Origin of the sequence: Psychroserpens sp., assembly GCF_036960315.1 — a bacterium.
Classification (GTDB): domain Bacteria; phylum Bacteroidota; class Bacteroidia; order Flavobacteriales; family Flavobacteriaceae; genus Psychroserpens.
The window spans coordinates 309,773-327,395 of sequence record NZ_JBALVR010000004.1 but is presented as its reverse complement, the minus strand read 5'-3'; the positions used below and the strand labels follow the sequence as shown (position 1 = coordinate 327,395).

Here is a 17,623-nt window from a genome sequence, read left to right as displayed (position 1 = left end):
TTATTTTAGAAATACAAAAACACCTTGTTTTTCAATCACTTTATTATAAAACGACATGGCAGAAAAAGTGTAATAGTAATTTCCGTTTTCAGTAGGTTTATCATTTATTTCACCATTCCAACCTATAAGACTCTCTTGTTCGGATTCGGAATATATAAGGTTTCCCCATGTATCATAGATATTAAATTCAATAGTATTTAATCCAATATACTTAGGAACAAAGAAATCATTGAGGTTGTCTTCATTTGGAGTAAATGCGTCTGGAAAGATTAGTTTATACCCTTCTTCTACGATTAGGGTCACAACAGCTTCATACACACAACCAAATGGATATGTTACAGTTTGAGTCACTACATAATTACCAATGGCAACATAGGTATGTATTGGATTTTCCTCTGCCGAAAAAGCTCCATCTCCAAAATTCCACAAAATACTTTCATAATCTCCTGTAGCAGTATTCGTAAATTGTATCGGATCTTGTATTGAAAAAATACCAAAATTAGTGAAGCCTATAGAGGTAGTTGTGAAACTTGGATCACCGAGTACAGGAATCTCTACATTAAGGCTAAAATTAGTACTACATCCTAAACTGTCGACAACATCTAAAATGACCAATCCGTTTTGCTCTGTTGTCATTAATTCATTGTTCAATCCGCTAACTGTTCCACTAGACCAAGTAAACTCAAATGGTGGTACGCCTCCGGATGCTTGAGCTACAAAAGTCTGGTCAACGGTTTGTGCTTCACAATCTACTTCAGATTGTGTTTCAACATTTAAAACCAAAGGTTCAAATCTATTAACATCCCAACTACCTGTTATTTCACAACCATTTGCATCTGTAACCTGAACTGTATAGTTATTTGGTGGAATATTTCCTAAATCTTCCGTTACCTCTCCATTAGACCAAACTATTGAAAACGGAGGGGTCCCTCCTTGTATAAGTAAGTTGATGGCTCCACTGTTAGTATCATCACAATCTAAGGCATTAGTGACATTAGCCGATAAGACTAATGGTAAAATATCAAAAATCGTAAAACTATCTTGGATTACACATGGCGTGCCATCAGTAATTGTTACTGAGTAAGTTCCTGGCCCTATATTATTTCGTTCTGTTCCGGCCGAGGCGTCATCATCCCAAACGACAGTAACAGGATCTATTCCTCCAACAAAATTAAGTACAATACTGGCATCATTTTCACCTGAGCATGACATTTGCATTACTACTGGATCTATTAGAAAAATTGGTGCTTCTTCAATAATTACAGGAAAGTCTTTTGAGCAATTTTCAGCATCAGTTATTGTAATTGTATAGGTGCCTGCGGAAAGATTAGTCTGACTATTACCTGTTCCAAAATTACTCCATGCGATATCATAAGGTGATACACCTCCAGAAATTGAATTAATAATAATTGAAGCATCGTTATCACCATAACATTCAATCTCAGTGGTTGTCACGCCGATATTAATTTCATCATTTTGAATGATTTCTACTTCAAGTGTATCTGTACAACCAGATGCATCAGTTAAGGTCACATTATAAATACCAGCAAATACATCACTAATATTTTGATTGGCACTAGTAAACCCATTAGGACCAGTCCAGGAAAACACATAATCAAGTCGACCTCCATTCGCATTAATTGAAATAACTCCAGTATTTTCACCAAAACAGAGAACGTCAGTTTTTGTATTTAAAATGACTTCTAATACATCGGGTTCTATAATTATAAAATCGATTGTGATTGGACCACAATTATTAGCATCGTTTGCAGAAATCGTATAGGTTCCAGGTCCTAAGTTTGTTAAATCTTCATCTGAAGAAAACGGTAGTCCATCTAAAGTCCAATTATAGTCATACGGAATTGTACCTCCTGCAACATCAATACTTATCTGACCATCATCTGCTCCAAAACATGAAATAGTTTCAGGATTAAAATCAATAAAACTAAATTCTAAAACATCAGGTTCTGTAATTGTAAATATTTCAGAATAAGGACATCCTCCATCATCAATAATATCTAGAGTATATGTTCCTGCTTCAAGATTAAAAATATCTTCATCATTGCTTGTAAATCCGCTAGGACCTGCCCATGATATATTATAAGGATTTCCTGTTGAAAAAGGAACGCCTCCAACTATAGAGATTTCTATAGATGCATTATTAGACTCAAAGCAATCATTATTTATGAGTTGAGAAGTCACAGAAATTGATGGATTAACAGTGACAACCACTGCAAAATCCACTCCTACACAATCACCAGATTTAGGTGTTATGGTATAAGTAACCGTAGCCGGATTTATAGTTGTATTTACTAAAAGTTGAGAAATACTCGTCGTATTTGTCAATTGTTCTAAAGCGCCTGTAATACTTCCTGTTGGACTAACAACTGGTGTAGACCATGTATAAGTGGTATTTACCGGAACAACATCTCCACTGGAAGCATCTGGAATGTATTCGAATGTATTGTCGCTACAAATTAAAAAATTAGCATTGCTAATACTAGGGGTTACATTAACGATGATTTCGGAAACTTCTGAAATAATTTCAGAACATCCACCTGAACTTAGAGTAATAATACAATAATAATAGGTCGTCCCAATCGAACTAACTGGAGGACTATATGTAGACGTTGTCGCTCCTACAATTAGAATTCCAGATGTTGTATCATTAATGGTGTTCTCATACCATTGATAAGCTGGTGCACCACTACCATTTGAATAAGACACAAATAAATCGGCAGTACTTTCACCAAGACATAATTCGTCGGATATTGGCTGATTAGTAAATTGTGCAGCTGCCGTAACTTCGACTTCACCTAATAAACTAGTGACTTCGCAACCTGAAACATCCTGAGTGATAATACAATAATAAAACAAAGTCCCAACGGCTGTCGTTGGTGGAGTAAACACACTAGATGTTGCTCCTGCAATGAGTGTTCCTCCAACATTAGAATTAGTGGCATTTACATACCATTGATAGGATATATTACCCAATCCATCTGAGATAATTACTTCCAAATCATTTGGCATAGTGTTTTGACATAAACTTTGAGATGCCATTGGTTGCGTGATAACAGTTGGATCGTCTACAACTATAATTTCAGAAGTAGAACTTACTAAGTTTGAACAACCACTTGCTCCATAATTAACTTCAACATAAAAATAATAAGTTCCAACAGTTGTAAAAATAGGTGGTGTATAACTAGATGCTGTTGCTCCAGTAATTAGTGTGCCTGCAGTATTACTATTGGTTGTATTACTATACCATTGATAAGTTGGATTCCCAGCACCTCCAGAAACGGAAACCAAGAGTTGATCTGCGAGACCTCCCACACAAATTGATTGGTTATCTAATGGTTGAGTGTCTATTTGCGAAAATTCTTTTACTTCAATTAATGCCGTATCAGAAATGATTTCATTACAACCACCTGTTGAAAATGTAATGATGACATAATAATAAGTATCTCCTATAACGTTTGTAGGAGGCGAAAATGTTTGAGAAGTAGCACCCGCTATAGCTGTGCCAGTTGCAGTGTTGTCTAACGTGTTTTCATACCATTGATAACTTGGAGTTCCTACACCTTGATAGGCGACTGTTAAATCTGGCGTGGTTCCATTGAGACAAACTTCATCAGGTAATGGCTGTATTGTTATGATTGGAGCCGGTTCAACTATAATTTCAAAAGCTACAGGAGCTCCAGTACAACTTCCAATTTGCGGTATAACCGTATAAATAAGTGTTACCGTAGTATTTGTAGTATTGATTAATGTTTGCACTGGAATTACATCAGTTACACCTGAAGACAGGTAGCCGGTTAACCCCGTTGGATTATTAGACGTCCAAGTATAGGTTGTATTAGTGGTATCAGACATTAAATTGATTGCCATAGTTTCAGAACCTGAACATAGGGTTTGACTAAGATCCGTATTTGTAATTGCAGGGATTTCATTAATAGAAAAACTTTCTGTAACGGTTTCAGTACCGCAACTATTAGTCACACTAAATGTAATCGTATAACTCCCCACAGCAGAATAACTAATGGTTCCTGGGCTTAGTGAATTAGAACTTGCAGGTGTACCGCCGGGAAAAGACCAACTATAAGTTATAGTCTCAGTACCTGGAGCACAGGTATTAACAATAGCTGTAGGGTTAACATCTACTGCACCACAAGCATCATCTATAACATTAATTGATGCTGTTGGTGGTGCTTTTACTATTATTTCTTGTGGTTCACTAGATGCTGTTCCACATGAATTTGTAGCGGTCAATACCAAATCATAAGTGCCTGCAGAATCAAAACTAAATGATGGATTTAATGAATTTTGGTCTGTTCCATTTGTAAAACTCCAGTTGGATGATGTTCCACAATTACTAGGAATATAATTTACTTCCCAGAGATATTCTGGTGTTTGACACGCATTTGATTCATCAGTTGTATTTGATGTAGTAATTGCTAAAGGTCCACAACCTTCCGATACATTTGTGGTAAAAACAGGAACCAAATCATCTTCAACACAAATTGTTTTAACAATACTATCACTACCACATCTGTTTCCAGTATTTAGAGTTATTGTATAGGTGCCTATTTGAGTGAAACTTAGACACAAATTGTCAGATCCAGAAACCCATAGCCCAGGATCACTAGATCCAAAATCATTTCCTAAACTACCCGAAGTTATGGCAAAACCAGTAGAGGGTGTTATATCCCAAATAATATTAGGACTTGTATCACAAGAACTACCCAAACCATTATTTTCTTCTCCAATTGATGTATTAGTAAAACACACCTGAGTATTAGCACATGCAATATCTGGAGAATCAAAATCTGCTTCTGGAGCTATGGAAACATATATAGGAACAACTCCAACTGATGAAGCACTGCAAGGGTTTGAAGCGACAATAATTGCAGAGAATGAATTTTGATACGTATTAGTTCCATCTGAACTCACAGTATTACAAGAAGAAGTTGTGAATGTATGTGTTATGCTTGCAGGTGGCGGATGAATAAATGTCTGCGGTGCTGATCCATCATTAAACGTAACAGTATATGTGGTTCCTGGTGGATTATTTTCAGTTCCAGTTATAGGAAACGTTAGCGGGCTAGAGTTACAAATATCAGTATTACCTGGATTACCTAGAGATACAGCAGGATTCGAGCCAACAAAAACTGTATAATTTGTCGTACTAATACATCCATTATTTCCTTCGATAGTGTAAACAAGATTATAGATACCAACGTCATATGTGTGAGTTGTACTTGCCCATGTCGTTTGATTAAAATCTGCTGAAGCATCTCCCCAACTTATTGTATAATTAGTGTTAGTCGAAGTAGTTGTTGATGTATTTGTAAATGTAAATGTTGAAGTTGTATTACTACATTGTCTAAATACTGGAACACCTTCAAAAGTAGTTCCTGAACCCGTTCCTCCTAAAGATGTATCTGGCGAAAGAATCACAGTTATAACTGCACTACCCGAAACTGAATCTGCTGTACCAGTATCATCTTCAACTGAGACAAGTTGATATGTAAATACGCCAACGTTAGCTGTATTAACACTTAACGACACGGCATTATTATTTCCAGTTGTACTTATGGTTTGATTAGCACCTCCATTGATCGTATAAGTAAACGTATAAGGTGTAGAACCGCCAGAGCCTGTAAAGGTAACTTGTGGCAATGGTGACTCATTAAGACAAACTGTTGTCGTTCCACTAATACTTGCGTCTGATAGTAGCAATATAGATTCATTAACATTCCTTTTTATGACTAATACATCATTAAAATTTTTACTGCGAACATTAATAGCATTTATTAAACTGAAAACAAAACAAACAACTAATAATGATAGAATGTACTTTTTAATCATAAATCAATGGAAATTAATTCTTTGAGAAAATAAATGTAATTAAATTACTATCAATACAAAATCTATTAATGGAATTTTTTTATCAGTTTTTCAATAATTTTACTATTCACATTTAATTGTACTAAAAACTAATAATACTATAAATTAACTGAATTTAGGGCTTCTAAAGAATACCCAATCAAAGGTATTTTATGAAATTTTTACCCAATAAAAAATCAAGTAAGATTAAAAAAAAAAATCTTTGATTATCAAATAATGGATTCTTAAACAAGAATCTCTAAATCTCAAATAACTGCATTTCAATAGCTTTTTATACGTCTTGTAGGGTAAATTTGCAATACAATAATATTAGCTCTCTAATTAAATTGACATAAATTCATTAAACCCCAAACTAATAAAAAAAGTCAACTGATTATTTGTACTACTATTATTAGTAGTTCAAACTTCTTTTGCCCAAACCAAACACTCGCTAATTAAAATTAGTAATCCTAGCCAACGCACCATTAATACGATAGCTTCTTAAGGTAACGATTTATGCTGTGGAGTAGATCATGACGGCGAAGGCTTAATAATCGAATTGTCTGAGATTGGAATCCATAGTTTAAGAGTTGATAATATCCCTTTTACAATTGAGATTGATTAAATTTTAAAACTTTTAATTGTAAATAAACAGAAAGGCTGGATTTAAAAATCTGGCCTTTTTTATTCAATTAACTAATAATCAACAAGAAACATATTTAAGGCTATGGCAAAAACATCATTTTCAGTGATTTTTAAATAATTGAAAATCAACATCTTAAAATTTATATATGCATTTCATCGATTATTTTTGCATTTCATAGAGTTATATTCTATGTTTGTACCATAATTTTATTAGTCCCAAACTAAAATTTAACCGCTTATGAAAATTTCTACACTTTCGCCGAGAAAGTATGCTACCATTTTATGCATGCTATGTTTATCTTATTCTTCTTTTTCGCAGACTCCAGATTGTAATGTTCAACACATTCAAAATGATGTTGCTAATACAGGAGGTACAAATACTAGCTTTACTCCTGTTTCCTCCCTAAACAATGCTGTTGCCTTAGCAAATAACAACAGAAAATCTAATGCAGGCCGAAATGGTTCTTCTTCAAATTTAAACGGAGATGATATGGCTGGAGCAAGGCAATTAACAAACACAAGTACACTAACATACTATAGAGAGAGTGGCTCACTAGCTTCAAATATGAGGTTTAATACTTCAATATGGGAATATGTAGGAGCTCCTGGCGGAAATAATGAAATGATAGTTAGAGGCAGATATGCTGTGAACTTAAATGGAACAACTAATAGTGTTACTCAAGCTTTATCTGGAATCTCAATTGCGAATAATTGTATTCCTTTTATAACGGGGATAATGAACAATACAACTAATGATGATGCAGATTCAGGTACAGCTATAGCATATTTACAAGACTTAACAACATTAAGAGTTCTAAAAGGATCTAATGGAAATAATGTTACTGTTTACATAACTGTTGTAGAATTTACAGGAAGTAACTGGACTGTACTTCACGGTGATTCTGGTAATGATTCAAATGATACAGGAACATTTACTATAAGAGACGGTTCTGATGGAACAGGAACAGCGACTAATGTAAGCGCTTGGAGTGATGCAATTATATTTTCGCATCATATTGGAGATACTGCAGATAATGGTATTAATGATGCAATTGCTGACAATTGGCCAAAAATGGAGCCTGGAAGTAATAATCAAACAGTAGATTGGGCTTTTAATTCAGATCACGACTCAGCAGGAACAAATAGACATTTTGCTCATGTACTTACTAATACAGGATTGAATGTAACACGTTATACAAACACGAGTAATTCAGCTAATGAAGTTACAATCGACATTACTAGTGCTGGATTAACCGATGTAAACCAAGCATTAATAGTTGGTAGTTCAATATCCAGTGGTGGTGGTACAGCATATGGTAGAGGTTGGAGAAACTATTATTTAAACTCAACAACTCAAGCTGCACATTGGGCTCATAGAGATAAAAATACTATGTCTCATGAAATTCAAATAATAGATTTAGTAGGTATAAACACCCTTATTTCTGGTCCTGAAATCAATATCCAAGGTAATGCAGTAACAATAGTTGATGGTGATACTACTCCTATAATTGGAGATTACACTGACTTTGGAAGTCATAATGTTTCAGGCGGAACCAATCTTAATACATTTACAATACAAAATACAGGAACAGCATCATTATCTATTGGAGCGATTACCATTTCTGGTACTAATGCAGGTGATTTTACTATTACCGCAAGTCCTGCAGCTTCTGTTGCGACCTCTGGAAATACAACATTTGATATCACTTTTAACCCAAGTGGAAACGGACTTAGAACTGCTAATTTCAGTATTGTAAATGATGACAGTGACGAAAACCCTTATAACTTTGATATTCAAGGTACTGGTTTTACTCCTACTCCAGAAATCAATATACAAGGAAATGCAACATCAATTATAGATGGTGACACAACACCAGATGTAACAGATGATACAGATTTTGGATCAGTAAATACAACAGCCGGAACAAAGGCCAACACATTTACAATACAAAATACAGGAACAGCATCATTATCTATAGGCGCGATTACCATTTCTGGTACTAATTCAGCAGATTTTACTGTAACTGCATCACCTGCAGGTTCAGTAGCAACCTCTGGAAGCACAACATTCATTATAACGTTTAATCCGAGTGCCGATGGCCTGAGAACTGCTTCTTTAAGCATTGTTAATGGTGACAGTGATGAAAATCCATATAACTTCAATTTACAAGGAACAGGATTTTCACCTGCTCCTGAAATCAATATTCAAGGAAACGCTACTACAATTGTAGATGGAGATACAACTCCAGATTTCCCTGATGACACAGATTTTGGAACTGTTGATATCGCTGGAGGTACAAATGTAAATGTGTTTACCATACAAAATAGTGGTACCATTGATTTAACATTAACAGGAGGTTCTCCATTCGTAAGTATTGGTGGAACTCATTCTGCAGATTTCACTCTTACAACAATACCTACTACTCCAATTGCCTCTAGTGGAAGTACTACTTTTGCTATTACATTTGATCCAAGTGCCGTTGGACTTAGAGTAGCTAACGTTACTATCGCAAACAATGATAGTGATGAAAACCCATACAATTTTAATATTCAAGGAATAGGATTTGTACCTCCTCCATGTGGAACTACTGCTATTCATAGCGCAACGTTTGAAAGCGGACTAGAGGGATGGACCTCTGGTGGTGGTGATGCAGCAAGAATAAACGATGCTACATGGGCTTACAGTGGAGGCTATAGTTTAAGAGTAAGAGATGATGATGCCACAGGAAATGTGTCTTCATTTTTATCGCCTCTATTTAGTATTTCATCTTACGATAAAGTAGACTTTAAATTCTTTTTCAAACCTGATGGAATGGAAACAGCCGAAGATTTCTTTATTGAATATAGTAGTGATGGAGGTACCAGTTGGACAATTGTTGGAACTTTTATAAGTGGAATTGTCGCAAACAAAACTGCAGATTTTGAAGCTACAACAACTGCTATTGGCTATAGTAAAACTGTAACCATATTTAAAACAGATCATACATTCCCAACTGGAAGTAACGCACAATTTAGAATGCGTTGTGATGCGAGTGATGATAATGATAGGGTTTATCTAGATGACATTACTATTACAGGTACTTCTTTTTGTACACCAACTGAAGCTCCAGGAGGAATTATATCTGGCTTAGATTTATGGTTGAAAGCCGATCAAGTGGATGGAATTACTTATGCTGCTGATGGTTCTGCTGTTAGCCAGTGGGCTGATAATGGCAAAGGAAATAACGCAGAAGTCGTTGTTACCGGTCAAGAGCCAGTTTATAGAAACAGTGTTGCCAGAAATTTCAATTTTAATCCTGTAATTGACTTTGTAAACGATAATACAACTGCCAATCGTGACATGACTTATGTCATAAACGATGGTAGTAGAAAAGTGCTCAAAGGAACAGGCGGATTTAATACGAATGATCTTTTTGTTGTACTCATGCCAGACCCTACAATTACGACTACCATGATCCCTTTGGATACATTTACAAGTACAGATCCAGCTGGTCAAACATATACTGAAGATGTTACTGGATTTGGATATGGTGCATATACCGGAAGGTTTGACAATGAAAGACTTGCATATTGCATTGCCACTACAAATGAAACCACACCTGGTAATCCAGAAAATGGTTATGGTAGAGCAGATACCAGTTCAAGTACAGATTACAACCAAATACAGATTGTAAACTTAAGGCAAAATGCTACAGATACTGATATGGAATTATATTTCAATGCCAATCAAGTTGGTAATGAAACGAATGATATTTCATTGTATAAAATGATAAATAATGGAAAATATTGGTTAGGTCGAAGTCAATACTGGAATGGTAGTTATGATGGCCGTATTGCTGAAGTCATTACATATAACTCAAGAAAAACTGATGGAAATTTAACTCAAGAACGAAACAGAATCCAATCCTATTTAGCAATTAAATACGGAATTACTTTAGGTGTTAATGGAACTACCCAAGACTATGTTAATAGTGATGGTAATGTCATTTGGGACCAATCTGCAAATGCTGGTTACAACTATGATATTACTGGTATTGGTAGAGATGATATTTCAGAATTGAACCAAAAACAATCTAGAAGTGTTAATGATGATTACGATGGTGTTGATCCTGTTACTACTAGAACAGAAGGAATTTTAACAATAGGATTAAATGATATCTATGATACAAACAGAGATCATATATCTTCGGACCCAACTACATTTAATGACAAAGAATATCTTGTTTGGGGAAATAATGGAGCTGACTTAGATTTAACTGCCTCTACGGTTTCTATAAATATGAGTGCTGGCATCTCTCCTGCCCTCACTACTACTGTGTCATTTACAGCCATGCAACGTATTTGGAAAGTTGAAGAAACAGGTGGAGATATCCCTATGGCAAAAGTTAGACTTCCGGAGGCTGCTATTAGAAACATCACACCTCCTGGTGATTATTATATGTTTATCTCAAGTACAGGCGTTTTTGATCCTACTGCTGATTATAGAGTGATGACAGCAGATGGAAATGGTAATCTTGAAACAGATTATGATTTTGATGGTACAAAATATATCACATTTGGTTATGCTCCTCAAGTTATTGTTGAACGTTCAGTATATTTTGATGGTGTTGCAGATTATATAGATATGGAAGACACCTTAAATCTTAACCCAACTGGGTTTACAATATCGGCATGGATAAAAAGAGATGTAGCTGATACAGGAACAAAATCTATTGTATCAAAAAGAAACACAACTTTTAGTACTGGTTATGATTTTAGAATCTTAGATGACAACAGAATACAAATGAGATGGAAAACACCAACCAATCTAGTTGTTACATCAACTAACGCTATTCCAGATGACGAATGGCATCATGTTGCTGCAATATATAATGGTTCTACGCTATACATATATATCGACGGCGTACTAGGTAAATCAGGAGTTAGAGCTGCTCCAGTAGATACAGACGATTCATTCTATATTGCAGCAGCTGCAAAGAATGCACCAACACAACACTTTAGAGGTAATATCGATGAGGTAAGAGTTTGGGATACAAATCTTAGTTTAGATCAATTGCGATTTGTAATGAATCAGGAAATTGAAAACAATGCAACTTTTGTAGCTGGTAAAGTATTACCAACTACTATTACTAAAAATGATATTGGGACTATTCCGTGGTCAGATTTGGCAGGATATTATCCAATGTCCGTATACACCTATACCAACACTGAAGATGCTTCAGGTAATGGTAATCAAGGTGCATTAAGAAACCTAAATACGGTTGACAGACAAACAGCTCCTTTACCTTACGAATCACGAGCAAGTGGTGACTGGACTACAGATGCAACTTGGCTAAACAATACAGTACAAACACTACCTAATGCATTATCAATTGCAGATGGAACAACTCCAGTGGACTGGAATATTGTTAGAATTAGTCATGATGTCAACATCGGCTCCGAAATAATATTAGGCAGAGATCGACAAGTTTTAGGTTTAATGTTAGATGCAGGAGAATTAACAGTAGAAGGTAGCAATGCAGATGCTGCAGCTGGAAATGGTTTAACGGTATCTCACTACTTAAAACTTGACGGAAAAATTGACTTAGAAGGTCAATCACAATTAGTTCAAACCATTGGAAGTGATTTGGATCCAACATCATCAGGTTCTCTTGAAAAAGATCAACAGGGTACTGCTGATGTCCACACCTATAACTACTGGTCATCTCCAGTTGGTGAAATAAATGCAACAACTAATAATAACGCATATGCAGTGTCTGACATTATGTATGATGGGGTAAATCCAATTAACTTCATTACCTCAGGATATGATGGTGCAGATGGAGCAATCATTAGCATTGCAGATTACTGGATTTGGAAATTTGCTAATCAGCCAGACGGTGATTATTCTGCATGGCAACATGTAAGACGAAACGGAACTGTTTTACCAGGTGAAGGTTATACGATGAAAGGTCCTGGATCTGGTACAATCGTAGATCAACAAAACTATGTTTTCCTTGGAAAGCCAAGTAACGGAGATATTAATCTTGCATTAAATGCTGGAAACGATTATTTAGTGGGTAACCCATACCCTTCCGCTATAGACGCTAACCAATTTATAACAGATAACGGCCCTAATATCACTGGAGCTGGAGCAGATCCTTTAATTAGTGGTACACTTTATTTCTGGGAACATTGGGGTGGAGGATCTCATAACTCATCCGATTACCAAGGTGGATATGCTACCTATAATTTCTCTGGAGGTGTTGGTGCTCCATCGTTAGGAACAAATGATCCAGATGTTGGTACAGGTGGAACACCTACTAAAGTACCTGGACGTTATATTCCAGTAAGTCAAGGGTTCTTCGTTGTTGGTGAAACTACAGGATCGGTTAATTTCAATAACGGTCAACGAGCGTATCAAAAGGAGAAATCAACTGGTGCAGATGCTTCAGTTTTTGTAAGACAAGCAGAAAATTCATCAAGTTCTGATGCAGATACTGATCCTGAAATTGGAGATGGTCGTATGAAATTCAGAATTGGTTTTAACTCAATTAATACCATTCACAGACAGTTGTTATTAACCATTGACGAATCAACTACAACTGGATACGATTGGGCATTTGATGCAAAAATTTACGATAACCAAATGGATGACCTCTTCTGGATGATAAATGATGAAAAGTTTACGATTCAAGGTAGTAATGAAGCTGAACCAGGAAGTATTTATCCTTTAGGAATCGAAACAAGTGATGGTGGATTAAATACTATAACTATTGATAGGTTAGAAAATGTACCAGATAGCATTGACATATTTATTCATGATATTGAAAATGATACATACCATAACCTAAGAGACGGTGATTTCCAATTCTTCCTTCTTGCAGGTCAATATTTAAACAGATTTGAATTAACATTTAGTGAAGATCAAGATTCACTTAGTGTCGAGGAAAATGAATTAAATTCACTAGATGTTTTCTATAACAACGAAACTGAAAGTATTGGGTTATTGAACCCTTATTTTATCGATGTGAAGTCTATTGAATTATATAACATCATCGGTCAAAATATTATAAAAATTGAAAATATTTCAGAACTGGACTATTCTGAATACCAAGTTAAGAACTTAAGCACTGGAACTTACATTATTAAGATGGATACTTTAAGCGGTTTGATATCTAAGAAAGTTTTGGTGAAATAAAATAGACCCAAATCTACCGTGATCTTAACTTAAAGATAGCCTCTCTCCTTTTTTGGATTGAGGCTTTTTTTATCTCGTAAATTTTATTGTAATGCTGAAATGAGCTGCTCTAAAGAAACTTGCTGCTGCTCACCAGAACCCATATTCTTTAATGTATATGTGTTTGAAGCTAACTCCGATTCGCCTAACAATACCACGAACGGAATCTGACGCTTGTTTGCATAATTAAACTGCTTGATGGTTTTCTTATTATCAGGAAATAATTCGGCACTCACACCATTGTCACGAAGCGCTTTAATGGCTTTCATACTTGCCATAGACTCAGCGTCTCCAAAATTGATAAATAAGACTTTTACGGTATTGGTAATCGTTTCTGGGAATAACCCCAAATCTTCAAGCACTAAAGCGATACGATCGAGACCAAAACTAATCCCAACACCACTCATGTCTTTAAGTCCGAAGATACCCGTCAAATCATCATAACGACCTCCTCCTCCAATCGATCCCATTTTCACACCTTCTGGAGCAGCGACCTCAAAAATAGCTCCTGTATAATAATTTAATCCACGAGCCAACGTCACATCTAATTGCAATGTTGCCGATTTTAAGCCAAGTGTCTCGATCCCTTTGTTAATGAATTCTAATTCTTCAATCCCTTTTTTTCCTTCTTCGGAAGTATCGAGAATCGATTTCAATTCGGTTACCTGAGCTCCAAAATCACCTGTTAAACTAAATAGAGGTTGTAATTTATCAATTCCAGATTGCGGAATTCCTTTCTCTAACATTTCGATTTTCACCTTCTCCTCTCCTATTTTATCCAGCTTATCTAAGGCTACAGTAAAATCGATAAGTTTGTCTTGAGCTCCAATCACCTCAGCAATTCCAGACAAAATTTTACGATTATTAATTTTAATGGTCACACCATTTAATCCTAAAGCACTAAATACGGCATCATATAATTGTACAAACTCTACTTCTTGCCATAAGGAATTACTTCCAACAACATCAGCATCACATTGGAAGAATTCTCTAAAACGTCCTTTTTGTGGACGATCAGCTCTCCAAACAGGTTGAATCTGATAACGCTTAAACGGAAAGTCAATCTCGTTTTGGTGTTGCACCACATATCTCGCAAAAGGAACAGTTAGGTCGTAACGAAGGGCTTTTTCAGAAATCCTAGACGTTATTTTATTTGAGTCTTTTGATTGATATAACTCATCATTGACTTTACTCAAATAATCACCAGAATTCAAAATCTTAAAGATCAAGCGATCGCCTTCATCTCCATATTTCCCCATCAAAGTATCTGAGTTTTCAAAACTAGGTGTTTCTATAGGTTGAAATCCGAAAATCTCAAACTCACGACGTATCGTATCAAAAATATAATTTCGTTTTGAAACCTCTTCAGGATTAAAATCTCTCGTGCCCTTTGGTATGCTTGGTTTTTGTGCCATAATATTTCCCCACCTAAGTGGAAATCTCTTTTAAAGTAGTTTCAATTCTTCTGAAGAAAAATAAAAACACCGTGATTAACTTACTGAAATTTCTATCTGCAAAAGCAGGAATCTCTTTTTGTCTGTCATTTAAAATTTCCGAAGAACATAATAATGACATTTAATTCATTTATCAATCACAAAAATATTATAAATTTTAGAGTGAGGGTATACTTATTTTAATTTTATAGTAACTTTATAGGTGTTTTGTAGTCTTACTATAAAACGCAACCAACTTTTAAGCTCACTATGTTTTCATTAATTAGAGAAAATATCCGTATCGCCTTTGATTCTATCAAAAGTCAATTACTACGTACCATTCTTACCATTTTAATAATAGCCATTGGTATTACAGCTTTGGTAGGTATTTTGAGTGCTGTTTCTGCATTAGAGAATACCATTTCTAGTGATTTTTCATCTATGGGAGCAAATACCTTCAATATTCAGCGTTATGATTTTAGATCGCAACGTCGATCGAATGATGACCAGAAAATAAATCCGGTTATTAATTACAGACAAGTCAAAGAATTTGAAGAGGATTACGATTTTCCATACACAAAAACTTCTGTTTCCTTTTTAGGAACGCGAAGCGCAGAAGTTAAATACGAGAATGAAAAAACAGACCCGGAAGTTCAAGTGTTTGGAATTAACGAAAATTTCATTCAGAATTCTGGATTAGAAGTCGAATTGGGTAGAGCGTTGAATTATTTTGATGTAGAAAACAGCAATAGCGTTTGTGTGATTGGTAGTGATCTCGAAAAAGCTTTATTATCAGAAGTCAACCCTATAAATCAGATAATTAGTATTAGAGGCGCCAAATTTAAAGTCATAGGTGTTCTCAAAGAGAAAGGGGCTACTTTTGGTAATAATCAAGATTTAAGAGTATTTATGCCTCTCCAAAAAGCGAGAACCATTTTTACAAATCCGAATATCAATTATAGTCTGAGTGTAAAAACCGAAAAAAAAGACATGCTCGAAGGTGCTCAGGATGAAGCTATTTTATTATTCAGAAATATTAGAGGCCTTAATCCTGTTGAGGAAAACAACTTCGGACTAGAGAAAAGCGATGATTTAATCAACCGAATTGGTTCTATCACAGGCGTATTATCGACTGTGGCTTGGATTATTAGTATCATCACCATTTTTGGATCTACGATTGCCTTACTTAATATGATGTTGGTGTCTGTAACCGAACGTACACGAGAAATTGGTGTTAGAAAAGCTTTAGGGGCAAAACGTGGTACGATAGCCTTTCAGTTTTTTATTGAAACGATAATTATTGGACAACTAGGCGGATTATTAGGTATTATTCTCGGAATTCTTTTAGGTTACGGGTTTGCAGCGATTGTCGATTTTAAATTTGTCATTCCTTGGAACGCAATGATTTGGGCTAGTGTGATTACGTTTATTGTAGCTGTTATTTCTGGTTCTTATCCTGCAAATAAAGCGGCTAAGCTCGATCCTGTCGAATCGTTGCGTTATGAGTAAAAATAGAATACCCCTTTCCGAAGACCATATCAAAAGCATCAATAAAGCGCTTCATTTTATAGAGCAACACCTTGAAAGTGATTTGTCGCTAGAAGAAATTTCAAAAGTTGCACACTATTCGCCATATCATTTCCATCGTGTGTTTAAACAATTCACTAACGAAACACTCAACAACTACATCGCGAGAAAGCGTGTAGAGAAAGCTTCAGCAGATTTATTGCATAGAGAAAACATCACTATTTCAGAATTATCTACGCGATATGGTTTTACCAGTAATTCGTCGTTTACAAGAGCGTTCAAGAAATTCTATGGTATGAGTCCGTCACATTTCCGAAATACAAGCAAAGGAAAATATAGCAAGATTAGTCAAGTGAAAAGCAAGAATGGACAACCCATCACTAATTTTGAGTCGTATGTTTGGCCTATGAATCAAAATAATGACACTAGTATGACATCACCAGAAGTAAAAACCATAGACGCTATTCATACAGTAGGTATCACTTGCATTGGCAAACAACAATTGGCACCTTCCATAAACCGCTTATTGGAATGGGCTGGACAAAAAGGTTTATTACGAAATCCAGATTTTAAAATAGCAACGATCTTCTATGACAGCTTTAAAATCACTGCTCCAGACAAAGTACGAATGAGTGCTTGTTTATTAGTTAATGAGCCTTTAAAAACTGATGGTGAAGTTATTTCAACTACAATTAATGCTGGAGAATATATCACAGCACACTATGAAATTGGTATTCACGAATTTCCTGTGACTTGGATGAATCTATTTAAGTGGATGAATGATAATGGTTATAAAAAACGTGAACAACCACCTTTTGAAATTTATCACAACGATTTTAATACACATCCTGAGAAAAAGTGTATTGTAGATTTATACATTCCTGTGGAATGAATTGTAATTAAAAATTTCATT

At 35.4% G+C, this 17,623-nt stretch carries 6 protein-coding genes; 3 read left to right on the top strand and 3 right to left on the bottom strand.

Annotation, left to right across the window (positions count from 1 at the left end; translation table 11 throughout):
- On the bottom strand, positions 1–5,868 hold the full coding sequence (locus tag V7719_RS09485; protein WP_335729653.1) for a PKD domain-containing protein: 5,868 nt from the start codon (positions 5,866–5,868) through the stop codon (positions 1–3).
- Between the two features lie 901 nt (positions 5,869–6,769).
- Here V7719_RS09485 and V7719_RS09480 point away from each other — a divergent pair.
- Positions 6,770–13,711, top strand: a complete 6,942-nt coding sequence (locus V7719_RS09480; protein ID WP_335729652.1) for a choice-of-anchor D domain-containing protein — start codon at positions 6,770–6,772, stop codon at positions 13,709–13,711.
- Positions 13,712–13,794: 83 nt separating this feature from the next.
- Here V7719_RS09480 and hisS read toward each other — a convergent pair whose 3' ends face one another.
- Positions 13,795–15,165, bottom strand: coding sequence for a histidine--tRNA ligase (gene hisS / locus V7719_RS09475; protein WP_335729651.1), 1,371 nt, complete (start codon positions 15,163–15,165; stop codon positions 13,795–13,797).
- A gap of 13 nt (positions 15,166–15,178) precedes the next feature.
- Positions 15,179–15,325: a hypothetical protein gene (locus tag V7719_RS09470; protein WP_335729650.1), complete on the bottom strand. Its 147-nt coding sequence runs from the start codon at positions 15,323–15,325 to the stop codon at positions 15,179–15,181.
- Positions 15,326–15,453: 128 nt separating this feature from the next.
- On the opposite strand from V7719_RS09470, the gene V7719_RS09465 reads away from it, so the two are divergent.
- The gene (locus tag V7719_RS09465; protein ID WP_335729649.1) at positions 15,454–16,692 is read left to right on the top strand and encodes an ABC transporter permease; all 1,239 of its coding nucleotides are present in this window, start codon (positions 15,454–15,456) and stop codon (positions 16,690–16,692) included.
- On the top strand, positions 16,685–17,602 hold the full coding sequence (locus V7719_RS09460; protein WP_335729648.1) for an AraC family transcriptional regulator: 918 nt from the start codon (positions 16,685–16,687) through the stop codon (positions 17,600–17,602). Before V7719_RS09465 ends, V7719_RS09460 begins: the two co-directional genes overlap by 8 nt.
- Positions 17,603–17,623: the final 21 nt, after the last annotated feature.